This window comes from Halocatena halophila, from assembly GCA_027563145.1.
GTDB classification, from domain to species: Archaea; Halobacteriota; Halobacteria; order Halobacteriales; family Haloarculaceae; genus Halocatena; species Halocatena halophila.
The window spans coordinates 138,338-163,108 of the sequence record CP071306.1; the positions used below are offsets into that span (position 1 = coordinate 138,338).

At 56.5% G+C, this 24,771-nt stretch carries 27 protein-coding genes; 12 read left to right on the plus strand and 15 right to left on the minus strand.

The genetic code is table 11. The features are described from left to right. Positions 1-149 precede the first annotated feature (149 nt). A complete protein-coding gene (locus JXQ78_RS19170; RefSeq protein WP_456237576.1) occupies positions 150-467 on the plus strand; it encodes a DUF7351 domain-containing protein in 318 nt (105 codons plus the stop codon). A 37-nt stretch (positions 468-504) separates the two neighbouring features. On the opposite strand, the gene acs is transcribed toward JXQ78_RS19170, so the two are convergent. The 3 genes from acs to JXQ78_RS00725 form a co-directional block, all read right to left on the minus strand. Beyond that, positions 505-2,484: an acetate--CoA ligase gene (gene acs, locus JXQ78_RS00715; RefSeq protein ID WP_330631557.1), complete on the minus strand. Its 1,980-nt coding sequence runs from the start codon at positions 2,482-2,484 to the stop codon at positions 505-507. Between the two features lie 111 nt (positions 2,485-2,595). Then, entirely contained in the window at positions 2,596-3,567 is a 972-nt protein-coding gene (locus JXQ78_RS00720) for a DMT family transporter (protein ID WP_330631558.1), read from the minus strand. 151 nt (positions 3,568-3,718) lie between these two features. Continuing rightward, a complete protein-coding gene (locus JXQ78_RS00725; RefSeq protein WP_330631559.1) occupies positions 3,719-4,207 on the minus strand; it encodes an Lrp/AsnC family transcriptional regulator in 489 nt (162 codons plus the stop codon). Positions 4,208-4,798: 591 nt separating this feature from the next. On the opposite strand from JXQ78_RS00725, the gene JXQ78_RS00730 reads away from it, so the two are divergent. Next, the gene (locus JXQ78_RS00730; protein WP_330631560.1) at positions 4,799-5,044 is read left to right on the plus strand and encodes a hypothetical protein; all 246 of its coding nucleotides are present in this window, start codon (positions 4,799-4,801) and stop codon (positions 5,042-5,044) included. Between the two features lie 88 nt (positions 5,045-5,132). On the opposite strand, the gene JXQ78_RS00735 is transcribed toward JXQ78_RS00730, so the two are convergent. Together JXQ78_RS00735 and JXQ78_RS00740 are read right to left on the minus strand one after the other, a co-directional pair. After that, on the minus strand, positions 5,133-6,089 hold the full coding sequence (locus JXQ78_RS00735) for a hypothetical protein (RefSeq protein ID WP_330631561.1): 957 nt from the start codon (positions 6,087-6,089) through the stop codon (positions 5,133-5,135). Between the two features lie 78 nt (positions 6,090-6,167). Further along, on the minus strand, positions 6,168-6,599 hold the full coding sequence (locus tag JXQ78_RS00740) for a DoxX family protein (RefSeq protein WP_330631562.1): 432 nt from the start codon (positions 6,597-6,599) through the stop codon (positions 6,168-6,170). Between the two features lie 389 nt (positions 6,600-6,988). Between JXQ78_RS00740 and JXQ78_RS00745 the strand changes: the two genes are divergently transcribed. After that, positions 6,989-7,372, plus strand: coding sequence for a hypothetical protein (locus tag JXQ78_RS00745; RefSeq protein ID WP_330631563.1), 384 nt, complete (start codon positions 6,989-6,991; stop codon positions 7,370-7,372). A 304-nt stretch (positions 7,373-7,676) separates the two neighbouring features. Here the strand turns inward: JXQ78_RS00745 and JXQ78_RS00750 are convergent, their stop codons facing one another. Next, on the minus strand, positions 7,677-7,961 hold the full coding sequence (locus tag JXQ78_RS00750; RefSeq protein WP_330631564.1) for a hypothetical protein: 285 nt from the start codon (positions 7,959-7,961) through the stop codon (positions 7,677-7,679). Further along, positions 7,951-8,997, minus strand: coding sequence for a zinc-binding dehydrogenase (locus JXQ78_RS00755; RefSeq protein ID WP_330631565.1), 1,047 nt, complete (start codon positions 8,995-8,997; stop codon positions 7,951-7,953). The genes JXQ78_RS00750 and JXQ78_RS00755 overlap by 11 nt, the downstream gene beginning before the upstream one ends. 94 nt (positions 8,998-9,091) lie before the next feature. Between JXQ78_RS00755 and JXQ78_RS00760 the strand changes: the two genes are divergently transcribed. Together JXQ78_RS00760 and JXQ78_RS00765 are read left to right on the plus strand one after the other, a co-directional pair. Continuing rightward, entirely contained in the window at positions 9,092-9,589 is a 498-nt protein-coding gene (locus tag JXQ78_RS00760) for a MogA/MoaB family molybdenum cofactor biosynthesis protein (RefSeq protein ID WP_330631566.1), read from the plus strand. A gap of 28 nt (positions 9,590-9,617) precedes the next feature. Next, complete coding sequence (locus JXQ78_RS00765; protein ID WP_330631567.1) at positions 9,618-10,331, plus strand: 5-formyltetrahydrofolate cyclo-ligase; 714 nt, start codon at positions 9,618-9,620, stop codon at positions 10,329-10,331. Here JXQ78_RS00765 and JXQ78_RS00770 read toward each other — a convergent pair. Together JXQ78_RS00770 and JXQ78_RS00775 are read right to left on the minus strand one after the other, a co-directional pair. After that, positions 10,328-11,200, minus strand: a complete 873-nt coding sequence (locus JXQ78_RS00770; RefSeq protein WP_330631568.1) for a complex I NDUFA9 subunit family protein — start codon at positions 11,198-11,200, stop codon at positions 10,328-10,330. The two genes, JXQ78_RS00765 and JXQ78_RS00770, sit on opposite strands and share 4 nt — an antisense overlap. Before the next feature lie 30 nt (positions 11,201-11,230). Next, positions 11,231-12,058 (minus strand): helix-turn-helix transcriptional regulator, encoded by an 828-nt coding sequence (locus tag JXQ78_RS00775; protein ID WP_330631569.1) that lies wholly within the window; start codon positions 12,056-12,058, stop codon positions 11,231-11,233. Positions 12,059-12,371: 313 nt separating this feature from the next. Between JXQ78_RS00775 and JXQ78_RS00780 the strand changes: the two genes are divergently transcribed. Together JXQ78_RS00780 and JXQ78_RS00785 are read left to right on the plus strand one after the other, a co-directional pair. Then, on the plus strand, positions 12,372-13,574 hold the full coding sequence (locus JXQ78_RS00780) for an orc1/cdc6 family replication initiation protein (protein WP_330631570.1): 1,203 nt from the start codon (positions 12,372-12,374) through the stop codon (positions 13,572-13,574). A 335-nt stretch (positions 13,575-13,909) separates the two neighbouring features. Next, entirely contained in the window at positions 13,910-14,056 is a 147-nt protein-coding gene (locus tag JXQ78_RS00785) for a DUF7331 family protein (RefSeq protein WP_330631571.1), read from the plus strand. A gap of 92 nt (positions 14,057-14,148) precedes the next feature. Here the strand turns inward: JXQ78_RS00785 and JXQ78_RS00790 are convergent, their stop codons facing one another. Beyond that, positions 14,149-14,868 (minus strand): fumarylacetoacetate hydrolase family protein, encoded by a 720-nt coding sequence (locus JXQ78_RS00790; RefSeq protein ID WP_330631572.1) that lies wholly within the window; start codon positions 14,866-14,868, stop codon positions 14,149-14,151. A gap of 204 nt (positions 14,869-15,072) precedes the next feature. Here JXQ78_RS00790 and JXQ78_RS00795 point away from each other — a divergent pair, with 204 nt between their 5' ends. Next, positions 15,073-15,753 carry a hypothetical protein gene (locus JXQ78_RS00795; protein ID WP_330631573.1) on the plus strand — a complete coding sequence of 227 codons (681 nt, stop codon included), beginning with the start codon at positions 15,073-15,075 and terminating at the stop codon, positions 15,751-15,753. Between the two features lie 205 nt (positions 15,754-15,958). Here the strand turns inward: JXQ78_RS00795 and JXQ78_RS19000 are convergent, their stop codons facing one another. The 4 genes from JXQ78_RS19000 to JXQ78_RS00815 form a co-directional block, all read right to left on the minus strand. Further along, entirely contained in the window at positions 15,959-17,383 is a 1,425-nt protein-coding gene (locus JXQ78_RS19000; protein ID WP_407934027.1) for a J domain-containing protein, read from the minus strand. 48 nt (positions 17,384-17,431) lie between these two features. Continuing rightward, entirely contained in the window at positions 17,432-19,000 is a 1,569-nt protein-coding gene (locus JXQ78_RS00805) for an Hsp70 family protein (protein WP_330631574.1), read from the minus strand. A 150-nt stretch (positions 19,001-19,150) separates the two neighbouring features. Further along, positions 19,151-20,035, minus strand: coding sequence for an alpha/beta hydrolase (locus tag JXQ78_RS00810; protein ID WP_330631575.1), 885 nt, complete (start codon positions 20,033-20,035; stop codon positions 19,151-19,153). Between the two features lie 111 nt (positions 20,036-20,146). Continuing rightward, the gene (locus tag JXQ78_RS00815) at positions 20,147-21,499 is read right to left on the minus strand and encodes an NAD(P)/FAD-dependent oxidoreductase (protein WP_330631576.1); all 1,353 of its coding nucleotides are present in this window, start codon (positions 21,497-21,499) and stop codon (positions 20,147-20,149) included. Positions 21,500-21,719: 220 nt separating this feature from the next. Between JXQ78_RS00815 and JXQ78_RS00820 the strand changes: the two genes are divergently transcribed. The 4 genes from JXQ78_RS00820 to pyrI all read left to right on the plus strand — a co-directional run bounded on the left by JXQ78_RS00820 (position 21,720) and on the right by pyrI (position 24,425). Continuing rightward, the gene (locus JXQ78_RS00820; protein WP_330631577.1) at positions 21,720-22,250 is read left to right on the plus strand and encodes a hypothetical protein; all 531 of its coding nucleotides are present in this window, start codon (positions 21,720-21,722) and stop codon (positions 22,248-22,250) included. Between the two features lie 10 nt (positions 22,251-22,260). Further along, entirely contained in the window at positions 22,261-22,947 is a 687-nt protein-coding gene (locus tag JXQ78_RS00825) for an ArsR/SmtB family transcription factor (protein WP_330631578.1), read from the plus strand. Between the two features lie 105 nt (positions 22,948-23,052). Next, positions 23,053-23,967, plus strand: coding sequence for an aspartate carbamoyltransferase (pyrB, locus tag JXQ78_RS00830; protein WP_330631579.1), 915 nt, complete (start codon positions 23,053-23,055; stop codon positions 23,965-23,967). Then, a complete protein-coding gene (gene pyrI / locus JXQ78_RS00835; protein WP_330631580.1) occupies positions 23,964-24,425 on the plus strand; it encodes an aspartate carbamoyltransferase regulatory subunit in 462 nt (153 codons plus the stop codon). The genes pyrB and pyrI overlap by 4 nt, the downstream gene beginning before the upstream one ends. A gap of 4 nt (positions 24,426-24,429) precedes the next feature. Here pyrI and JXQ78_RS00840 read toward each other — a convergent pair whose 3' ends face one another. Then, entirely contained in the window at positions 24,430-24,684 is a 255-nt protein-coding gene (locus JXQ78_RS00840) for a hypothetical protein (RefSeq protein WP_330631581.1), read from the minus strand. Positions 24,685-24,771: the final 87 nt, after the last annotated feature.

Below are 24,771 nucleotides of genomic sequence, written 5' to 3' on the forward strand. Positions count from 1 at the left end.
ACCGGTGGGGTTGTTGCGTTCAGTAATGACCGAGCACCCCACGCTCGCGCGCAGTCCGATCTGCACGTCGGAATCCATAGTATCCAATCAGAAGATAACCGAACGCAGTCCCCACGAGAATCAACAAATCGCCCGTAGGGAGCTCCCAGATTCGAAGGTCGCTCCGATCGCTTGACAATTGCTCGCTTGACCCACAGTTCGAAGTCACGTGCAACCGCTGTGGTCTCCACATTGACACGGCAATAGGACCCTGTATCCTCCGACATCCGGCGGTAGTGTCGTTCTATCACGATCATGGAATCGACGTGCGGACACAGCCATTTTGGTCTCTGGCTCGCAACATCGAACAGTCATCAGTCGAATCCGAAGATCCGGTAACGGTTCGTGTCGACATTCGGATCGAAACGGAGATCCTTCGACTCACGGTAGACGAGAGTCCATCCGTCATTAACACGGAGTATGTGTGACGAAACGCCAGTCTCTCGTTGCGTTCCGGTGGGCAACTCAGTCCGCGTTCACTTTCTGGTCGATCGCTTCGACGACCTCTGGGTTGCGCAGCGTGGAGGTGTTTCCGAGCTCGTCATCGTTGGCGATGTCCTCAAGCAGCCGTCGCATGATCTTCCCTGAGCGGGTTTTTGGCAGCTCTGGGGTGAAGACGACCGCTTCGGGCCGGGCAATCGGACCGATCGCGTCTTCGACGCCCGAAATGATCGCTGACTCGAGCTCCTTGCCTTCTTCGGCACCTTCCTCCGTGATGGCGTAGGCGTAGACGGCCTGTCCTTTGACATCGTGATTGCCACCGACAACGGCGGCTTCGGCAACGCCTTCGACGCCAACGATCGCGCTTTCGATCTCCATCGTCCCGAGTCGGTGACCTGATACGTTGATCACGTCGTCGACGCGCCCAAGCACAGTGATGTAGCCGTCCTCGTCGAGCTTTGCACCGTCTTCGGGGAAGTATACCCAGTCGTCGGGATCATCGGAGTCAACATCTGAGTACTCCGCCCAGTACTCCTCGATGAATCGCTCGTCGTTTTGATACAGCGTCCGCAACATTCCTGGCCACGGCTTCTGGACGGTGAGATAGCCGGCCTGACCCGCCTCGACCGGCTCGCCGGACACGTCGACGATCTCAACGTCAACGCCCGGCAGCGGTGGTCCCGCAGAACCAGGCTTCATCGTGCCAACCCCCGGTAGCGTCGTCACCATCATGCCACCGGTTTCTGTCTGCCACCAGGTGTCGATGATCGGACACGCTTCGTTGCCAATGTGGGTGTAATACCACTTCCATGCACGCGGATTGATCGGCTCGCCAACGGTACCGAGCAGCCGCAAGCTCGAGAGATCGTGACCCGCTGGGTACTCCTCGCCCCATTTCATGAACGCACGAATCGCTGTGGGAGCTGTATACAGTTGCGTGACCGAATACTCCTCGACGATTTCCCAGAGACGGTCTTTCTCCGGATAATCTGGCGTCCCCTCATACATCACCGAAGTGGTTCCAAGCGCCAGGGGTCCGTACACGATGTAGGAGTGACCAGTGATCCAGCCAATATCTGCCGAACACCAGTAGGTGTCCTCCGGAGTGATATCAAGCACGTTCTGGCTCGTCCAGCTCGTCCAGGCGAGATAGCCCCCAGTAGTGTGCTTGACGCCCTTGGGCTGGCCGGTCGTTCCGGACGTGTACATCAAAAACAGCATGTCTTCGGCGTCGCGAGAGACGGGCGCAACGGTCTCTCCTGCGTGATCCGCTACGAGCTCGTCGTAGTCGTGCTCATCGTCAGCCATCGGGTGGTCGTAGGCGTCCTCAAGGCGATCAACGACGACGCTCGTCACATCGTGGTCTACGCCCGCAACCCCGTCATCGGATTTTCCTTTGTGTTCGAGCGGATCGCCACGACGATAGTAGCCATCACACGTGATGAGATACTCGGAGCCGGCACTCTCCATTCGCGTGGTGAGTGCCTCAGCAGAAAAGCCCGCAAAGACGACCGAATGGGGTGCACCAATGCGCGCACACGCCAGCATCGCGATCGGTAGCTCCGGAACCATCGGCATATACATTGTGACGACGTCGTCTTCTTCGACGCCGAGCGATCGCAGTCCGGCCGCAAACTCGTTTACCTCGCGGTGGAGCGCTTCGTACGTGTACGTTCGCGTCTCACCGAGTTCACCAATCCACTCGATCGCGACCGAGGAGCCACGCTCATCGAGATGGCGATCGAGGCAGTTCGCAGACGCGTTCAGCGATCCACCGGTGAACCACTCGTAAAACGGTGGATTCGAATCGTCGAGGACGGTGTCATACGGCGATTCCCAGTCGAGTAGATCGGCAGCTGCCCGCCAGCACTCGGGCCACTCGGCCTCGAATTCGTCGTAGATAGCGGGGTCGCTAGCGTTCGCCTGCTCGACGAACGACGACGGCGGCTCAAACGAATCCTGGGCGGCCAATCGTGCTTCCAGTTCTGCGGTATCATCCGACATGGATAGCTGCACCTCACAATCGATCGACCATAAACGTGCCGGACGTTTATCAAGAAGGACCAGGTTGCTGTCAGTTGTGCTTCGGTGGTGTAGCTGTTGCAGTAACCTGACTCACGAAGAGCGCGTCGTCGTTCTGTGCTCAAAGACAAGCGCAGACACGGATGCGCGCTGGAGCCACACAAAGCCTGCCAGGACGAGCACAAATCCCACGCCTGTGAGCGGGTCGATCAGTTCACCCAGAATGAACCAGGAAAGAACGGTCGCCATGATTGGTTCGAGATAGCTAATCAGATTGATCTGAGCAGATCCGAGCTCACCCAACAGCGTGAAATACAATAGAAACGCCACTGCGCCGGGAATGAGTCCGAGATACACGAGTGCTCCGAGTCCTGTCTGTGACCACTGTATTGCCGCGATCGATTCACCGGACAGAATCCCTGCAAGCAACAGTTCGGTTGCGCCGATGAGCATCGCCCACGCCTGTATCGTCCGTGCAGGCAACCCGGTTTCGAACGGCTCGGTGAGTACAGCACCAATCGCGAAACTGGCTGCTGCAACAAACACCGTGAGAACGCCCAGCCCGTCACCGGCCAACAGTGCCAGTGGGTCGAGTGCACTGGCTCTCGCGAGAATATCCGTCCCTGCGCTGTCGGACACGCCGGGTTGTGCGACGAGAAAGACACCCAAAAATCCCAGCGCAAAGCCCACGGCGTCGCCGGCCTGCATCTGCTTTCCGAGCAAACTGACGCCGAACAGCGCAGTCAGTACTGGAATCAAACTCACGATCACCGCCGCAACCGCAGGGCGGACCGAAAGCTGACCGATGTACAACAGTGCGTGGTGGCCGCCGATGAGAAAGGTCCCGGCAATACCCACCACGAGCCAGCCCCGCTGGCTCGTTGGACGCCAGTTGGCGGTCGTGAACAGCGCATATCCCAGCACCACGACGCCCGCCAACAGATACCGAAGACCAGCATAGGTCAACGGAGGAAACCATTCCAGTCCGACATCGATGGCAACAAACGAACTCCCCCACAGCGTCCCAAGCAGCAAGAACGCCCCTGCGAGCAATGTCCGATTCATTGATCACGCTCTCTGAATTGCAACACAGAACGGCAACGCTCTGAACGACTGGTTGTTCGGTACATGGAGAAATTAGAGAACTGTTCATTATATATCCATTGGTTGAACTAGAATAGGCCTCAACGTAGAATTTTGAAATTGTAGTTCAAGATTACTCCAACAACTGGTTGTATAACGTCTCCCTGGATATCTGCTGGAGTGGTTCGTGTCCGTCATAGAGCGTACTGATCGTATACGTCGATATCGTCCGACCGACGCCATCGATGCGTTCGAGGGTATTGATGAGATCTTCTACCATCTCCGGACCAGTGAGTTGTGCGATGACGAGATAATCGGTTTCGCCGGCGGTGAAATACACCTGGGTGATGCCATCGATCTCGGCCAGCCGTTGTCCGAGATCGGAGTGATCTTCGTCGTAGTCGGCGAAAATCTGGATAACGAACGTGATTTCGAAGCCGAGTGCCGCGAGATCGATGTCATAGTGGTCGTTTCTGATGACACCGGCCTCGCGAAGCTGTTTCACCCGGTAGTTGACAGTCGAGAGCGGAATGTCCGTCGTTTCTGAGATGTGATCCGGACTTCGGGTCTCCTCGTCCGCGATCGTTTTGAGGATGTCAATATCTTTCTCGTCGATCTCCATGGATGGATCTGCGGGCGCATTCGTTCAAAGCTTTCGTCACCACCAGCTATCCACGCTGCGCTCAGTGATTGATGCTTTCACAAATGAAATGGGTGAGTGATGGAGGGGGGAGAGCCACGTTGGTCGTGATCTACCGGAACGGTACGACGGAGATCAGTTCCGTCGGGACGGGGACCGTCGGGCTAGTATGCCATGGTCCGGCATATGGTCCTAAGAGCCAGCCCTATAAACACCCTTCCGAGGATATAATGGCTATTTGACCGTATTTCGCAATTGTTAAAATAGTTACTAGTGATGTAGGGGTTGAAAATGATGTTAGATAGCTATGACTTTATCGGGTGGATCCTAGATGAGACAGCTACTCTGCTTAATTCGGCGCTATGCAAAGATTCGCTCCTCAAAACATTCTCTCATATTCACTATATTTGTTAGTTATTTGTCTTTGTCCAGTGCAAACAGTAAGAGTTATAATATGTGTGTTTCAATAGAGGAGTACTGGGAAGCCACGTAGGAATCGCCTGAATACAGTTGATCAGAAGCAGGGATCCGAAAACGGTGAAACGTGAGTGGTTCGCCCAGTGATTGAAACCCATGAAACGAGCATTCCACATCACGTTGGTTGCATTCACGCTTGTGAGCGTGATTGCGGGTGCAGCAGTTCCAGCTGCTGCAGGCGGAACAGATGTCACATACGACGACGACAACAACGGAGTTGACAACGACGGATACGATATCGACGATTCGGACAACATCCTCATCGACAACTCCGAGGATAACGACTTCATCGATCTCGGCCTCAGCCTACTGAACGACCTCAGTCTGTTGAGCTTGCTCTGAGGTCGAACTCCACGTCCATATTTTTGCCGCACGCCGCGGTGTTCTGATCCGGTTAAATCGTCTGTGAGCTCCGACTTATAGCCATCGGTCAATAATTTTGCGATTCAATGAGTCGTGCAGCAATCCGCTGTGCGCCACGTGCACCAGCGGTCTCCGGTTGTCTGGGCACAACGAGCGAGACATCTCGCCGGAGTTCACTACCGAGTGCATCTTCGAGTGCCCCACGGAGACCTGGGATCGCTGCCATCGTGCCAGAACAGACAATTGGTCGATCGAGCGTCCGTTTATACAGCGTAATCGAACGGCGCGCAAGTTGTGGAAGAAACTCGTTGGCGATCACCTCCACCACATCGGAAATGTACCCCATGAGTGCAGCCCTTCCGCCGCGTTTGAGTCGATTGAGCGTCCCATCCTCTGTGCTGTCGGAACCAGTCCGTCGAGCGGTGAGAGCTCCAGACAACGACATCGTCGAAAACGGCACAACACGCTCGCCCCGTCGATATACACATGCATCTAGCGTTGACGAGCCCAGCTCGACGTTTATATAGAGCTCGGAGAGCGCTTCGAGAGCGTCTCCAATCGCCGGAATCGAACCGCAGAACGAGGACGGAAACACACGAAGCAGTTGTCCACTACCGTGATCTTCGAGAATCGGTTCAAGGATTGTGGCGTAGTCGTCATTGATCGTCGAAGCCGCGTACACGACCCCCGCGTTCGGTGGTATCGTTTCTGTATCGACGAATGAATCCAAAAATGACTGCACGCCAGCTGAACTGTGTTCTTCGGAGATGTCACCGGTCTGGAGCTTGAACTGTGTTCGGTCCGGAGACTCCTGAATTTGTGCTCCACCAGAACACGATTGTGTGTACTTATCCACACCGTCTTGTACGGTGGCCAAACACGTTGGCACGACCGCGGTCTCGAGTGGACCCTCACTCGGCCGAGCGGCCACCGTCCGGACTCGACCGAACTGCAAACCGACCGGCGTCGGCCGATCAGTCGTGTCCTGTCTGGACCCTCCGGTGGCCGTGTTCCCCTCGAACATATTGGGTCCTTGTTTTTGCTGCTGGCTATATCGCTCTTTTGTCACATAAATGATTGGATTGATAGTTTGGAAGTCTCTTCAATCGATTGCGATGAGTAAGTAAAGTGAACCAAGAAGCATGGCAACGTCACCGCGCCACGCATGAAGAAATCCCCAGACACCGTATCGTTCGATATCCGGCACCGGAAACACCCAGACGGGATGTCCAACCAGAATCGGTAGTTTTGTCGTCACTATAGCGCCGACAGCGATGATAAACAGGAAGATCGCAGCCAATCGAGTGGCGAGTCCCACCAGGACGGCACCTCCAGCGACGATTTCGATGACGCCGACTGCGGTTGCAGTCACTCGTGGAATTGGAAATCCCAGCTTCTGAAACTGCGCTGCGCCCATGAGCCCGGGAAAGAGCAGTTTCTGCAATCCTTCTGTCAAGAACACGCCACCAACCAGTAACCGTATCAGGATCAACGAGGCCGGTCCTTGCGTTCCCAAGTTTGAATTCACTCCCATGGTTCACCTGGCTCTGTCGCCAGATTAAACGTTTCCCATACCACTTGCCATCCGGTTATTTTTTCAAACTTCCGATAAGTTCTGCCGGTTCAATGCGGATAATCGCCCCCGGCCACCCGTCGGACATCAGTGGATATCCGACGAAAATTGTTCAGATCGTTCGGCCGGACACATCGCAAAACTGACTATGTAATCTCAAAAACTGAAGAATCACGTGTATCAGGGCTGTTGCTTGCTAATTGGGGGATGTATTTGATTAGATGAATTCTTCAAATAGTTCCACTTCAGCAAATATTTATTGCAATCCTTGCTAAATATATGTCTGCTGCAGGGCACTACCAGTCACGTAGAACCGATTGGCGATGGTGCTCGCAGAGAATCTACCAACAATGAAACGAGGAATTCGTGTTGCGCTGGTCACCGCCGTGCTGTTCAGTATGGTCGTCGGTGCCACTGCAATGCCGGTTGCTGCGTCGTGTGGAAGCCATGATGGTGGCCACAACTGTGGAGTAAGTTGCGACGACAGCTGTGACGTTTCGCACTGTGATAGCTGCCAGGACACAAATGTTGATGTCGATGTCGATGTTGACGTTGACGTTGATGTCGATGTTGACACGGGTGACTGCACGGTCCAGTGCCCGGACACCTGTGACAAACAGGTCCCCTGCGATTGTACCTGTGAGTGCACGGTAGAGGAACCAGATGAGAACGGTGCGGACGAGGAATGTCCTGCGGATGGCGACGCTAAGGCCACAGCACTCGGCCTCGTCTGAGATGGGACAATAGATACTCCCGTTTTTTACTAATATATAATCGATACTTGCTGAGCAGGACTCAGATGCCATTCATAACTGTTAATGATCTGCATTTTATAGATCGATTCCGATACGTTTTTACTGATTCGGCCAGATCCGACGAGTGGACTGTCCGGCATCGAATATACGAGACGGTATACGAACGAGAACCCCACGGGCAGTCCGTCGATCTGTGATTGGCTATCGCTTGGCAGGGCAGTCCCGCTCGACCAACCCTCCTGCCCTGCTGTCTTACTGTAACACCACCCTCAGCGAACAGTTCTCACTCCGCGCGTGATTGTGTCACCACTGCCGACCAAACGGCGATCAGCGCGAGTACGAACCCTGGGATCAGTGGTAATACCAGATATGCATCCCGAAACGTCAGCCCCAGCGATTCGATCATCGAGCCAGCGTATGGGAGATAGAGAATTGTCGCCGGCACGACGAAAAAGGCGACGAACAGCGCTCCAACGAGCAGCCAGCTGGCTACGTGTATCGACTCTGGCGGCTCACTGTCGGGTGGACCATCGGGCTGGTGGACGTATCGGTCCTCTTCAGGCGTCATACTCGCTGTCGGGGACCACGACTACCTTTCCAAATCCAACCCGGTCTTCGAGGAGTTGGTGTGCTCGCTGGATCTCGCTCATCGGAAGTATCTCCCGGAGATGGACCGAGAAGGTACCGTCCCACACCAGTTCGAGCACGTCATCGGCTTCTCCCGGCGTTGCCATCGTTGAGCCGACGATTTCGAGTTGCTTCCAGAACACCCGGTTGATATTCGTTTTTGCTATCGGTCCGGTCGTCGCTCCACAGGTGACGAGTGTCCCGCCTTTGGTGAGTGATTTGAGTGATTCGTCCCATGTTGCAGGCCCGATGTGATCGACAACCACGTCAACGCCCCGGCCATCAGTGAGCTGATAGATTTTCTCATCGAACGACTGTTCGTCGTAGTTGATCGCGTGGTCTGCGCCGTAGGTCCGCGCGTGGTCGAGTTTTTCGTCCGAAGAGCCTGTTGCGTAGACGGTTGCCCCTGCGTGTTCTGCAATCTGGACGGCGGCGTGACCAACACCACCACTAGCGCCATGAACGAGGACGTGGTCGCCGGCGTTGATATCTGCTCGGCTGTGGAGCATTCGCCATGCCGTCTGGAAGGCAAGCGCCACGGAGCCGGCCGTCTGCCAGTCGACGTGGTCGGGGACGGGGATGAGACACGCTTGAGGGACGGCCGCACGTTCGGCCTGGACGCCGTTGACGTGTTCGCCGATCAGGTGGTAGGAGTCACACATTGAGTGTTCGCCATGACGACAGAACTCGCACTGGCCACACCAGCGACCGGGAGAGACCACAACGCGATCGCCACGCTCGAATCTGGTGACATCGTCTCCCACCTCGGTGACGACGCCTGCGCCGTCGCTGCCGGCAATATGGGGAAAGGACAGATCGATGCCGGGGACGCCACGACGCGTGTGCACGTCGAGGTGATTCAGTGCTGCTGCTTTGATTTCGAGCATCACTTCCTGATCGCCCACGGACGGCTCGGGATGGTCATCGTAGGTGAGAACGCTTCGATCACCGTGCTGAGAAAACTGGACTGCCTTCATGACGGGAAGCTCACTGGGCAGACAAAAAACGCTGTTGGATGGACGGATCACTCGGAGGAGTCACACACAAGGCTATTGGCTCGGTAGCGTTCGTATGGGACATCACAACCACGACCGTGTGGAGCCGACGGTGGCAATCTGTACGATCTCGAGCTCTCGGAGCCACTCTGAAGATTCCTCGGGCGACGTTATCGAGTCGATTCTTTGCGAGGCCGATATCTCGATTGGCACCCGTGAACTGCTCGACGATTCAGTTCCGGCGATTCGCTCGACGGTCGAATCGCTGGCCAACGATCCCGACATCGATGGCATTGTCACCACCGGCGGTACTGGCGTTACGCCCGACGACTGCACGATCGAAGCACTCGATCAACTGTTCGAGAAACGATTGCCGGGGTTCGGCGAACTGTTCCGGCAACGCTCGATCGAGGAAATCGGCTCGCGCGTGGTCGCAACCCGGGCTACTGCCGGCATAATCGATGCGACAGTCGTCTGTTGTCTCCCAGGCAGCGAAAACGCCGCTCGTCTGGGAGCCGCCGAAATTATCGCCCCTGAACTTGGCCATCTTGCCGGGCTCGCGCAACGATCCTAACTGGACGGACAACCAACGCCCAGACAGAATGGATAAGGCAACAGTGCGAACGCGCGTGTGGGATGCACTCGAACGGACTGGCAACGCCAGGTTTCCGTTTCCACCCCACGGTCGAATTCCCAATTTCGCTGACGCAGCCACGGGGGCAGATCGGCTCGCCCAAACGACGGTCTGGAACGACGCGACGACGATCAAATGTAACCCTGACGCTCCACAGCGCCCCGTCCGTCGCCGTGCGCTTTTGGAGGGGAAGGTGGTATACATGGCCGTTCCACGCCTTCGTGAGGCGGCGTGCTTTCTCAGACTCGATCCAGAAACGATCGACGACATCGATTCGGCGACCACGATCGCCGGCTCGGCGGCGGCAGGGACACAGTGTCGACCGGAAGCGGTTGAGCCAATCGATCTCGTCGTCAGTGGGAGCGTTGCTGTCGACACCGCTGGCAACCGCATCGGAAAAGGTGAAGGATACAGCGACCTTGAGTTCGCCGTACTCCGAGCGTTCGGGCTCGTAGACGATGCGACACCGACGGCGACGACGATCCACGAACTCCAGCGAATCGATGCAACGCCCGAGCGGGCACCACACGACGTTCCGATGGACCTCGTCGTCAGTCCCGAGAGAACCGAGCACAGTTCTCACCGGGAAAAACCGGAGGGCATCCGCTGGGAGCTGCTGGACGAGACTGACATCAAGGAAATGCCGGTGCTCGAAGTGCTGGCAGAAGACCGCAGCGACTAGGAACGACTCCGTTCCAGATGGTCCGCGAGCGAGCGTAGTTCCCCTTGATCAACGCCGAACGACGTGACATCGTTCGATTCAACGATGTTGTCGAATGCGAGCGACCGATACTGATCGATTCCCATCGGGACGAACGAAAGGTGATCTGCGATCGTGAGCCCAATTTTTGCCAGTGCCATCGGAATGGGGAGGACGACCACCGTATCGTAGATGTGTTTTGTGACCTCGGCCAGCGTGATGGCTTCTGGACCACCAAGCTCGTACTCCGCATCTGCGTGGGCTGGCTCTGCGACCGCGTCGGCCAGCAAGGGTGCCAGATCACCGACCCAGATCGGTTGGAATCTGGTATGCCCTCCGCCAGGGAGGCCAGTCACGTACGGCGTCGTCAACAGTCTCGTAAAATCGACAAACTCGCCGCCGTCGCCGAACACGACTGACGGACGAATGATGACGGATTCGATCGAGGACTCCCGAACGAGCTGCTCAGCCCGGCCCTTCGCACGAATGTATGCCGTCGGTCCGTCCGGGTCGCTACCGAGTGCACTCATCTGGACGAATCGGTCGACCTCGTGTGCATCGGCGAGTCCGAGCGCCGTTTGTGTCCCACCACGATGGACCTCGTCGTGCGTTATGCCGGCTGGTGGATCGAACAGTGGTGAGAGCGCGATAAGATTCACGACAACGTCGATTCCTTCGAATGCCGACCGAATCGTCGAGGGGTGGGAGATGTCCCCAGCAATCGCCGAATCTGCGTTGTGGTCAGCAGGTGGATTTCGGGCGACAACTGTCACGTTGTGCGAACGATCGCCGAGCGTCTGTGACAGCGCCGTGCCGATGAATCCAGTGCCGCCAAGCAACAAAACGTTCATGGTCGAGTTCGGAGCCAGCGCCGCTATACGTCATCGGCCGTCCAGACCGACATCCCCTGTCGTGGGCGTGTCAAACGAAAGTGGTGTGGTGATCTCGGAGGCTTGGGACCGATATCGGTCGAACAGCTCGCATGCCCACTCAATCATTGCCGAACTGGTGGCCACAAGACAGGCCGTGAGCCGATCGTCGTCGTACGAACACACCAGCACCCGGTCGTTGCCAATTGTTATCCCAACCTCGATCGGCCCTGGATGACAATACATCGTGAGCGGTGCCACCGAGACGAGGAGATCAAACTCTCGCGGGTTGAGACGCCGTGCGCGCTCGCTCAGTCGCTCGGAAAGAATCAGCTCGGTGTGCGCCCCTCGCATTCCGAGTTCGGCGTGGGCTTCGTGCAGTGGCCTCGAGAGCACTGGTGAAAGCATCCGCACACGCTCGGTTTCGAACCGCTTGATGGTCTGGAGATACTGATACAACGGTCCGTGTGGTTGTCCCGGCGTGACCGTCGTCATTGTAGCCGATGAAAGCGCCGTCGGCGGTGGTGTGTGACTCACATCCGAAAACGCGTCCAGGATCGGCGAAAATCGTTCGATGGTAGCGAGTTCGTTGCAGTACCGCTCGTGTGCATCCACAACGAGGTCTCCACTCGGTGTCACCCGATACTTACCGTCAACCTTCTCTACCCACCCCCGCCTGGTGAGCTCTGTAAGATTTCGCTGGACGCTTCGGCGAGACATCGATACCGACGCAGCAATCGATGATGGACGACCGGGCGAGTCACGCAGCTGACTCAGCAACGTTGCACGCCCAGGGGACCGTGCGAGAAACTGGTTTGGATCCTGTGAGTGCCCAGTCATGATTGCAGTTGGAAGTGGACGGTGAAAAGCACATCTCCCTGGGGGAACAGACACAGTACGTTTCGTCTGTTCTTCATCAGACGATGGGGCCAGTCGATCGGCTGTCACAGTACATTTCGTCTGTTCTGTTGGGGGAGAATATTGATATGGATTAACTCTTATGGTTGCGGCAATAGCTATTCAGTTCATCGAATCGAGAGCGAACAGACGAAACGTACTGTGACACCAACACTTAAACGACAAGAACAGACGAAACAGACGAACACAGCTATTATATACACTGTGGTTGAAATGATCTGGTATTGAATCGTATATGAAAGACCCATTCGAAGGTATCACCGAACAGTTATTTGAGAACAAGCACGTTCTTGAGGAGGACTACGATCCCGAAACGATTCTCGAACGAGAAGCGGAGATTGAGGCCTACCGGAACGCCCTGAAAGACATTCTGTTCGGCCGCACCCCCTCAAACATCTTCATCTACGGAAAAACGGGTGTGGGAAAGACGGCTGTGACCCGATTCATGATGGATGCGCTGCAAACCCAGGTCGAAGGGCGTACGGCGGCAGATCGGCTCACAGTGCTGTTTCACAACTGTAACAACGACTCGGCGTACGGCACCCTTCGTGCGTTCATCAACACGCTCAGGTCACCGTCTGAGCCTACATTTCCGAAAAAAGGACTCTCGACCAGTGACGCCCTTGAGGAGTTCTATGCGCTCCTCGACGAACGAGGTGGAACGTTTCTTTTAGTACTCGATGAGATCGACCACCTTGCGAAAGTGAACTCATTGCTCTATGAGATTCCCCGCGCACGCTCGAATGGTAATCTCAAACGAGCGAAGATTGGTGTGATCGGCATTTCCAACAACTACCGGTTTAGAGACAGCCTGAGCCCGAAAGTAAAGGGAACGCTGATGGAAAAAGAACTCTCGTTTTCTCCCTACGATGCCGACGAACTCCGGACAATCCTCTCTCACCGTGCCGAGAAAGCATTCATCGAAGGTGGATACAAACAGAGTGCGATTGCACTCTGTGCAGCTAAGGCCGCTCAGGACACCGGAAGCGCCAGACAAGCGCTCGATCTGTTGAGCACTGGCGGCGATATCGCCGAAGATCGTGGTGAGGACATCGTGACGGATGAGCACATTCGAGACGCAGAAACCCGCGTCCAGCGCGGACGAGTCCGGAATAAAATACAGGATCAAACACCCCACGGACAACTCATTCTCGAGGCAATCGCCAGACTCGAAGCGAACGAGAAGACACCCGTTCGATCGAAAACAATTCAATCGACGTACGAACGGGTTGCAAACCGCTGGCAGACCGAACCACTGTCGTCGCTGCGTAGCGTCCAGGACCACCTCTCGGAGCTGAAAATGCTTGGATTTCTCTCTCGGACGGAACGAAACGATGGCCGGGCCGGGGGTGCCTACTACGAGTACGAACTCGCAATGGACGCAAACGCAGTCTTTACTGCACGCAAGGAAATCGAACACGAGGAGCCGACCACCTGATATTACCACACAAAATAACAAAAACATTTACTAACAGTTTTATCAGACAGGGTCAAAGAAAATTTGATACTAACCCTGTATTCTCGCCGTCTGCGGGATGATCGTTGCCGAACTTATCTTAATATGACTTTCTAAATTTAAGATAATTTCTCCAAAGTGAGTATAAATAACTGGAATATGATTTAGGAACATGCTTATAACTGTAAACTCCGTTCGTGTATACAAGGAAACCGGACGGTAGATGTGATAGAAGGTTGAAGGATCGGTGATGGTACATGACGTGGTGTTGGCGTTGATACGGTGTGTGTCCGTCCGGTCGCCACCAACGAGACGCCATGGAAGAAAAGACTCACGCACGGACGGACGGTCGCTACGAGAACTATGGTCGCTTCGAAACACGTGAAGGCCTGCTCGTCGTGTACGAACACGACAACCCCAACGCGTGGATTCGCTCAGACGAGATCTCCCAACTGGAGGAGTAGGCGACGAGCGCTCTGGGCGCGGGCACTCGACACAACCGACGGTATGCGAACGGTTCGTGGTCGAAGCAGCCGTACGAACCGAACACAAAGAGCTACTTTTCGGGGGCGACGACCCTGTTGGTCAGTGTGCCGATCCCGTCGTATTGAATCCGAACTTCATTCGTTGGCTCTAGGAGGCCAGGATTTGCTGGACTCCCAAACGAAATAACGTCTCCAGGAGTGAATGTAAATCTTTCTGATAAGAATTCAATGATGGTTCGTGGATCGATGAACATGTTTTCGGTGGAGTCTGCCTGTCGTCGTTCATCATCGACGTGCGTTTCCATCTCGATGGAATCCGGCTCGATCGCCGTTTCGAGCCAGGGGCCGATCGGTGCGGATCCGTCGAACGCTTTTCGCGCGGTTCGCCGTGGCTGATCAAGCGCGTCGAGATCGTTGAGGATGGTGTAGCCACGAACGATTGAATCGACCTCTGATCGTGAGACGTTCGAACAGGGTTTGTCGATCACGGCTGCAAGTTCGCCGGCATAGGTCAGTTCGTCGGTGAACGACGGATAGACGATTGGTTCACCAGGTGCACGGACCGCAGTAGGTGGCTTGATGAAAAAATCCGGTTCGTCGGGAATGTCGTAGTCCATCTGCTCGACTTTTTCGCCAAAATTACGGCCAACGCAGTAGATCGCCGACGGATCACACGGTGCGCGGAGACGATACGCCGACGGTTCGTACTCTTGATCGTCTGTGATGACGGTTCCGTCGTCGTACTCACCCCAGTGGATTCCATCGTCCGTTTCGATGCGCGCGAGCTTCATACCCGGTCGTTCGGCGACCGTCGGAAAACAGTTGTCATTCATATTCATAGTCGGTCTGGTCAAACGGGCCTGTAACCCAGTTGGAGCTACTTCTATGGCTGAAAAACGCCTATCCCGGATTCGGCCGTGGGTTCACCAGAGATGTCTCGTCGAACCTACACGCGGCGGCGGCTGTTATCGTCAGTAGCCCCTGGAGTTATCGGGATGCAATCACTACAGCATACGGCTGGGAGTCAAGCATCAACGGCGGGGATACAGACGGTCTCTCAAGGCTCGACGACGGAGCTGTTGGACAGTCCGACGGGCTGGGCAAACGGGACCACGAACGCGACTGGGGTAACGATCGAACAGGCGACCGATACCCAGACGAATCGAGCAACCGTGGATACGCTCGCGCCGGTCGAGTCCAGTGGCACGTTCACCCAGATGGCACTGTTGGGTGGTCGGTTTTCCGTTGGGGACTGTCAGTCCACAACGGTGTCCACGACGATAACCGGACAGATTAACGGCGTCGCACAGGCCGGTAAAGAATCCCCAACGGAGGTTGCAATTCGGTACGGTATGGGTCCTCGTGAGAAAATCCGGAACGCACTCATGTCGCTTGAGGATGGCTCGGCGTTCGAGGCGGTGGCGACAGAACGTACGTTCCAGAAATTGCACGTCACGGACAGCACACTACGCGTCGTTTCTGACCCGATGGAGGTAACGCTCTCCGGTTCGGTCTCCTGTGAGACCACACAGGTGGCCTACGTTCGGCTTGTGGTGTCCGGAACGGTGGATGCAACCAACACGGTGGGTATCGATTTTGGACCAGGCGATCCAACACTCTCGACGGCGACTACTGGGCTCACGCTCGATAGCGTGTCGCTATCAGTTGAGAACTAACCACACAGAAACTGTCGCCCGAGACACTAACGACCGGCCTCATCCTCTGGCTGTGTGCCACGTCGGCCGGGAAACCCTCGTGTCGGGCGTCTGTCGCGTGCCTGGGTTCGCCGCGCTGTCATCGCATCCCAATGGGATACACTCGGGCGGGGACTAATGGCACGCAACTGGAGTAAGAGCGCCACAGGTTAGACGGTTTCGAACGTCAGTACTGATCATACACCCGGTCACGGAGTGTCGGCTCAGCCTGTCGTCGCACCAGGTAGAGTCCCGTGAGCACGGACGGAAGCACGAATATCCGAACGAGGAGATCGCCCTGGGTGACCACGTGCTTTATGATGGGGAGCACCACCTGATGGTGGTCAAAGAGCACCATCCAGCCCAGAAGGGCGAACGGAACGACGACGAGAACGTTCCAGATTCCTGGTCGGACTCGGTATCCGTGCTCGTATCGGTCTCGCCACGGCGCGGTCGTGAGCCGGAAGGCCATCGAGCCAACGCTCCAGAGCAGACAGCAACTCACGACGAGTCCGATCAGGAAGTTCACCAGCAGCCCAATCCGAAGCGGACCAACTTCGATGGGTGCAATCCATGGCGTTGCCGTGAGTGACTCCCATCCGACGATCGTAGCGGTCGTATCAGTGATCCCCGTGAGTGTAATCCAGCCGGCCGTCGTGAACAACAGGCCGCCAGCCAACACAGCCCCCATAGCGACGCCAACGCCGGTCGTATGGTTTGCGACGGAGTCGGTCCCTCCAACGACCGAGCGGAGGCCGTTCGCAAAGGTTGCGGGCACCAGTACGAAAAACACCAGTGCAATCGCAACCGTTAGGACTGCAAACTCGAGGCCCCCGTCCGTCGGTCCCATGAATGGATCGGCCCCGAGCAAACAGAGTCCAACAAGGTTCGCGGCGACGATCGGCCAGAGTCGTGGTCTGCCAGCTGGCTTATAGCGCTCGCGGTGACGTGCCCCAACGCGGAACAACGGCGAAAACAGCTCGTAACCGATGTAGCTGCTTACGAACGCGCCAAATAGCAGCCATAACTCGGTCGTTGTATCGAGTGGCGACCCGTTCAGTAGTGGAAACAACACAATCCCACCGACAAATAGAACCGTTGCAACGGCAATCCGGATGACAGTCGGCGACTGGTGATCTGAGGTGTCCGTCCAGTCGATCCACTCAAACGCGGTTGATGGGTGGGTGATCGTTCGTGCAAACCCACTAGCACCGGCTTTGAGTCGGCCAAGCGCCCATTCGAGTTGCTCTCGAACGGTCGGATCGATGCGTTCGGTGCTTGCCGTCTGTTCTCGTTCGTGTCGCTCGGTTTTTGTCCACCGATTGGCTCGCGTCCGCGTCCACCATCGTCGCTGGGATCGGCGGTGTGAGCCGACATCGGAGTCCGGGCTCGCTCTGGCCTGCTGTTGGTGGCTGGCTTCCGAGTTCGACTGTGGTGATCGATCGAGCAGCGCCTCCTTTGCCTCCTGAATCCGAATGATCTTCTCTCGTGCATCCGGTGCGTCGCTCACATCCGGATGGTGTCGTTTGACCTGCTGTCGGTACGCCTGACGAATCTCCGAAGGAGTGGCGTCCTGGCTTACACCGAGCAGATCGTGATACGACTCAGACATATGCTTTCGTGTCGTGGTAGCGGTCGGCTTCGAAACACAGACTCCACATCATCGGATGGGTGGCAGATTTTGTTGCATGACCGTGAGTTCGTCGTCAGTGAATCCGAAGACTGGCTGTATTTCGATCTCATCGCCGACATCGTGGTCAACGTCCCGAGCGTGTACGTTCAAGATTCCATTCTCATCCAGTATAAATGTGACTTCGATGGTCGGTTCTCCGGCCGGCCGTTCGAGTAGCGGTCCGAGCTCGAACGAGTCGAGCAGTTCGTTCTCCTCGATACGGGAGTTGTCGCCCTGATACACCTGAATCTCGATTTCGGACTGATACTCTCGAGCGGTCGTCGTAACGTACGATTCGCGCGCCGGGATCGGCGTGTTTCGCTCGATTACGACGTGGTAGTACGGTTCATACGTTTCCTGGTCGATCAACACCACACCGAATGGCTGTGGTGTCACATCGAGCATCACGACCGTGTCACTCGGAGAGGGAAGGTGCTGTGCGTTCTGTCGTGGGTGGCGCTCACCTCCGTGTTCGAGTTCGCCGTCGAGTATTGCTGCCTGTGCTGCAGCACCGATCGCGACGGCCTCATCGGGATTGATCCGTTTCGATGGCGTGACGCCAAATCGGTCGGTAAGTCGGCGTCTAACCTGTCCCATTCTCGTTGCGCCGCCGACCAGCAGGATTTCGTCGATATCCTGTGGCCGATAGCCGGTCTCAACGAATAAGCGTTCAACCCGATCAATGGTCGTCTCGAGAAGATCGCTCGTCAGCTCGTCGAATCGTTGACGATCGATCGGGATCTCCACATCTGTTGTCCCTTCGTCGTGTTCGAGAAACGGAATTGAAATCGTTGTCGACCGTCTGCTCGAAAGCTCGTGTTTTGCGGTTTTGACCGCGTCAAACAGCCTGGACTCGAGCTGTGGTGAGTCCGTGACGGATACGTCGTACTCACGTTCGATTCGATCCTCGAGCCACTCGACCACCAGTGCGTCCCAGTCGTTTCCTCCCAGTCTCGTGTCGCCGTTCGTGGCAACGACTTCGAACAATCCATCGGTGATATCGATCAGAGAGCTATCGAACGTTCCACCACCCAGATCATACACCAGCACGGTCGCGTCGTCGGCCCATTGCAGCCCGTACGCGAGACACGCCGCGGTCGGTTCGCTGATGATCCGCTCGACGGTGAGCCCAGCCATCGCCCCGGCGTGCTTTGTGGCCTGTCGCTGTCTGTCGTTGAAATACGCCGGTACAGTGATGACCACATCGTCGATCGACTCCTGCAAATAGGCTTCGCCGTCGTGCTTGAGCTTCTTTAAGATCAGTCCGGCGAGTTCCTCGGGAGTGAACGCACAGTCGCGTGGACCGAGCAGAATCACCTCATCAGAGCCCATGAACCGTTTGATCGCGAACACCGTTCTATCAGGGTGTGAAACGGCCTGCTTTTTGGCCTGTCGCCCGACGAGCGCCTGCTCTGTGGCTTCGTCGAACGCCACGACTGATGGTGTTGTCCGATCGCCGGTATCGCCGGGAAGGATCTCGATGTCACCCGCCTCGGCGTGGGCAATCGCGCTATTCGTCGTCCCCAGATCGATCCCAATGGTTGGTGTCTCACTCATGGCCGCTGTGACCGCTGTGTTCGTCAGTAAACCGCTCACTAAGATACATCCCAGTTGCTCCTCGCGTCACTATGGAATACCGGTGACTCCGTAATGAATGTTGGTTTATTTGAATCCACCGATAGATGATGGATTGAGAGGTGTTCCGTTCTACTCTTCGAACGAATCGACGATATCGCCGACACATCCCTGATCGGGCTTGTAGTAGACACAGTGGCCGTTTACGTCGTCCGACACGTCGTGATCGGCGTAGTTCGTTGGCGTTGTCGCATCCGATGGAGCGCCATAAGCACCCACTGCTTCGGTTCCCAGTTCTCCGAGCTGGTAGATATAATCGAGAATGGCGTCTCCCTCGCTGAAGAAGTTGTCCACCCTTCTTGCACCGTTCGTTATCGCTGTGGCGAACTCCCCGTCTGTGGTCACCGCAGAACGAGGGATTGCACCGCCAATCATCGCAAACGACTCGATCGGTTCATTTCCGTTTTTCACGACGAGCTCGTCGAGACAGCCCAGTCCAGTTCTCGCGCCCAGTGAATGGCCCACCATTCGAATCGTGACGTCTGGATAGCGCTCTCGATAGTCTTCCACCCAGCTGGCGAATGCCCGGCCATCGTCTTCTGCGTCGCCTTTCACTCCCCACCAGTTGATGTTGTTCGAGGGATAGGCAAACGTGATCGTGGGGTGGTCATACGCCTGCTGTCTGAGTGCCGTTTCGAGCGTATATCCCTGTCCTGCTCCACGACCGGTGAACAGCTCGAGCCAGCCGTGAATGTAAATCACGACTTCACCGGGAGAATCCGGAAACGTACCGTGTTGAACGAATCCAGCTCCGCCACCGAACAGCCCTTCGTCCTTTTCGACGACCGGATACGAATCAGGTGGTGACTCTGCAGAGAGACACTCAAGCTCGCCGAGATTTCCGGCCATGAACGAACTGGTCCCCGACAACGCAGTTGAGCCGACTGCCATACTCCGCAACACTGAACGACGGTCCACGGTGGTCTCTTCCCCTTGGCCCTCGCCTTTCCGTCCCATGACAGCTTGTGACTAGGTAGTCACTATCTTGGTCGTTACTCAGTGCATTTCTTGTTATTTATATTGGGTTTTGATGGTGGTTGAAGTCTTCCGCTCAGCACGGACTGGCTTTCAGTGCTGATACTGGTCTTCGGAGAGTTGGACGTATCTGTGGTTTCGGTAGTTGAACTTCCGGTACTGGTAGCCACCAAGCAGTCGAATACCGTTCATTCCCGCGACGATCGCGTCGCGTTTATCGTACGCACCGTCGGTCATCATTCGATCGACGGTGCCAAGTGTTCGATCCCAGTCGTGGGGACCATGATCGCACACCAGTTCGGCAAGTGAGACGTTGCGTCTGATTTCGTCGCCGATAGCCGCCTTCCATTCGTTGTTGTACGCCCTGAGGGTACCGAGTCCAGCCAGCCGGCCGGCGATCGAGCCGGTCCGAACCGCAACGTGATCGCCTCCCTCGTGGAACGCTGACGTTGTTCCCATTGCGCCGCCAACGACTGCAATTTTCGCTGCGGTCGGTGAGTCAATTGGCTTCGTCGAGGAGATTGGATACGTTTCGGTGCCGCCCCGTTTTCCACGGTCTTCGACGAGCGGAAAGTCGTTCTCGATGTCGTATTGGTCGCCGTATTCGCGTTCGAGGAGTCGTCTGATGTATGTTTTTCCTGCGGGAACGGTGTCGTCACTCGGTTTGAGAAGCCCATACTCGTCTCTGTCCTCGATCGAGTCCAGATCGAGTCCGATCGGCATCGTCAGTCCAACGCGTGCCACGCGGCCGTCGTTCGGAAACACCCACGGATAGGCAGTGTGGCCAGGGATCACACCCCACCAGAACTCCAGTAAGTCTTCGGTGAACAGCTCCTCGGGGAACTGTCTGTGTTCCTGGTAGGCAATATGATTCGCCGTCGGTGGTGCGAGCCGGTCGATTTCATCGTCGGGGAGCAATGAATCGAGCACCGGATTCGTCACGGTTCGCTGTGGACCATCAGCGAGGATAACATACTCTGCGGTGAGTTCGCTGCCATCGTGGAGGGTCACCGTGTGGCCGTTCTGCGGGTCGACATCGACCGCTCTGACGCCGGTTCCGACACGATACGTTGCGCCGGCGTTCTCTGCCCGCTCGCGCAGCCAGTCGTCGAACCGCGCTCGATTGAATGTAAATCCGAAGTTCGGATAGCTGCTTTTGATGCCAGTCGAGCGCAGCGTCGTCGATTCGTTCGGGCCATAGAAGACGGTACCGTTGAGTTCACGGCATTTGACCCACTCGGGAAACGGTTCGCCGAGATCCATGATCTCGGTCCAGTAATCGAGCATCCCTGCCGCGTCGGTCGAATCTGGGCCGGGTTCCTCTCGGTCAGCGCGAGGAACGCCCTTCTCGATGACGACGACCTCGGCGCCCTCGTTCGCTGCCGCCGTCCCTGCTGCGGTGCCGGCCGGACCACCACCAACGACGGCCACATCCACTCGTTGCATAGGTTTAGTTGCTCACACCGAACGAGAAAACGCCTTCGCTCTGTGACTCAGTTCTGGTGGTGGGTCTCTTGTTGCGAGTCGGCTGTCGTGTCGGCTGTGATAATCCGCTATTGGAGCGTTGGATATGATGATCTATTCAGCGACGACCACCTCTGATCATACGTCAAACTGGAATTTTCGCTTGGAGAATCGCTTTCACTAGTCGTTCCGACGTCGGAGTATGGAACGACGACGACTGTTGTGTGGACTCGCGTCAGTCCTCAGTGTAGCGAGCACAAGTGGCTGTCTCGAGACGACCATTCCCTGTGGAGATCCAGCTACGACGTGTATGCCTCCCGTTGAGTCATCGTCAGCCCCTGACAGGGTATCGCTTGAAGGGCCATCGAGCGTTTTGGAGCTGGGGGCCACCAGCACCGAGGTTCCGATCAAACTCAGCAATCGCTCCGAGCAGCCGGTCACGCAGACGGCTCCCTGGCGGCTGCTTCACCAGGCCAATGATGAGTGGATTGAGACGACGACCGGCAATACAACTGCGGCTCCCCGGCAGTTCAGTCCCGATACGCACCACGTTTTCTTGCTCCAGAGTACCGCTCACCCAGCACCCAGACGCACACGAACGTCGAAACACGTGGTTTCTCTCGAACCGGGAACGTTTGCGTTCGAACTGCCGGTGGCAACCGCCGATTCTGACGGTGAGACTCACCGCACGCTTCGCACCGTCTTCGAATGCATTAATAAAACAACAACATAAGTGGTGACAGATGGCAGACGACGACGGTCGGATCCTTCCGTTTCGACCCACGGTACGTACGTCCGACCTCGACCCACGGGTGGTTGGACTCGTCGATTCTGCTGGCAATCAGCTGTTCGACGCGCTTTCCTCTGAGACGGCACGAGAGATCCTTGCACAGCTCCACGAGGAGCCGGCAACGCCATCGGAGCTGGCGTCAGCGCTCGATTGCTCCCGACAAGTCGTCCACTATCATCTGGATACACTGCTGAGCACGGAGCTGATCAGGGCCGCTGACACCGGCTACTCCGAGAAAGGCGTCGAGATGACGATCTACGCGCCAGTGGCCGATCCGCTGGTGATAAAACACGAGCCAACTGATGCAGAGCGACGCCGGTGGCAGCAGGCACCGAAATTGCTCGGTGGAGCAGCAGTGGTGGCGATCGGTGCTCTGGTGACGTATTTCATGACGCGACCGGTCACGCAGCCACTGGTTGGGAGTGGCCCACCTGAATCCGACGGTTCGGCTCCACCCTCGCAACCGGTTCCTGCTTCGACGGAAGCAACGGCAACACCGAATGGAACAGTCAGCTCGACGCCGATGTCCGAGATCACGTCAGTTGCACTCTCATCGGATATGCTGGTGGCACTAATCGCACTCCTGGGCTGTCTGTTCGCCGGCTGGTGGCTGATTCAGCACGGCGTCCTCGAACGATGACACGTCGCCGAAATCCTGGTGATTTGTCCCGGCGACTCGTCAACGCACCGCAGAGCACCACCGCATGCGGGAGATTCAAGGCGGCTGATCACCCCCGTTCGAATAATGCACCGCGAGCACGTTCTCAGCACGAAGGAGCTGTCGCGGGATGATATCGAGACGGTGCTCGATCGAGCCGCCGATATCGCCCACAGCGGGACGGATCGATCCCGGTATGCGGATACGATTCTCGCACTGCTCTTTTTCGAGCCGAGTACGCGAACGAAGATGAGCTTCGACACGGCAATGAAACGCCTGGGAGGAACGACAATCGACATGGGATCGGTCGAATCTTCGAGTGTCACCAAAGGCGAGAGCCTTGCCGACACCATCCGGGTCATCGAAGGCTACGCCGACGCAATCGTCCTCCGACACCCGAGCGAGGGCGCAGCGAAAATGGCAAGCGAATTCGCCGACGTCCCGATCATCAATGCCGGCGACGGTGCTGGCCAGCACCCAACCCAGACGCTGTTGGACCTCCATACGATCCGAGAGAACGTCGGCTTCGATGATCTCTCGGTCGGTATCATGGGCGATCTGAAATACGGCCGCACCGTCCATTCACTCGCACACGCGTTGACAAAAATCGACGCCAGACAGCACTTCATCAGCCCGGAATCGCTCAGACTCCCTCGATCAGTCCGCTTTGATCTCCACGAAGATGGCGCGAACGTTCGCGAACACACCGATCTCGATGACGTGCTCTCGACGCTTGATGTCCTCTACGTGACGCGCATCCAGCGCGAGCGATTCCCCGACGAGAACGAGTACCGCGAAGTTGCTGGACAGTATCGAATCACCGAAGACGCGCTCGAAGACGCGAACGATGATCTCATCGTCATGCATCCGCTTCCGCGCGTTGATGAAATTGCGCCGGGTGTTGATACGACCACGCACGCTCGCTATTTCGAGCAAGCACACAACGGCGTCCCCGTTAGAATGGCGCTGCTTGATCTCCTCCTTCAGGGTGAGACACAATGACCGATCAGGAACTCCGCGTCAGCAAAATCGAAAGCGGAACCGTCATCGACCACGTTCCTGGCGGCCACGCACTCAAAGTACTCGCAATCCTCGATATCGACGGCTCGGACGGCGAAACTGTGAGCATCGGAATGAACGTCCCGAGTGATAAACTTGGGCGCAAAGACGTGGTGAAAGTCGAAGGCCACGAACTCAGCCAGAACGAGGTTGACGTGATCTCACTGATTGCTTCGGATGCGTCGATCAACATCATTCGTGATTTCGATGTCGTCGAAAAGAGCCGGGTCGATCGGCCGAGCACCGTCACCGACGTGATCGCCTGTCCGAATCGCAACTGCATCACCACCGAAGACGAACCCGTCCAATCGAAGTTCGACGTGCTCGAAAACGGCGTCCGGTGTGTCTACTGCAACACCATCATCCGCGAGGACCTCACAGATCACATCCACACTGCCTAGGCCGCTACTCGCGAAGGATGTACTTCACCTGGGCCATCCGTCGCCCACACTGTGGACACGTGCTCCAGGCGCCGGGATACGGTCGCGTGCTCTCTGAAAGAAGTTCACACGGAACACAGCTGTAAAGTCGTGGAGAGTCCGACCGAATTCGCTCCCATCGGGCCGCAGAAAGCGTCCGATGCATTTCTTCGTCGACGTACGTTTTGACACGCACCGGAACACCACCACTCCCCACATTCTGTGCGCTATCTATCGCCATCTGTTAGCTGAACGTACTCACGGATTGTATGTTACTATATCGAATCGTGTAAATATGTTATATTGTTCCTCCCAGCAGTGTTCCACA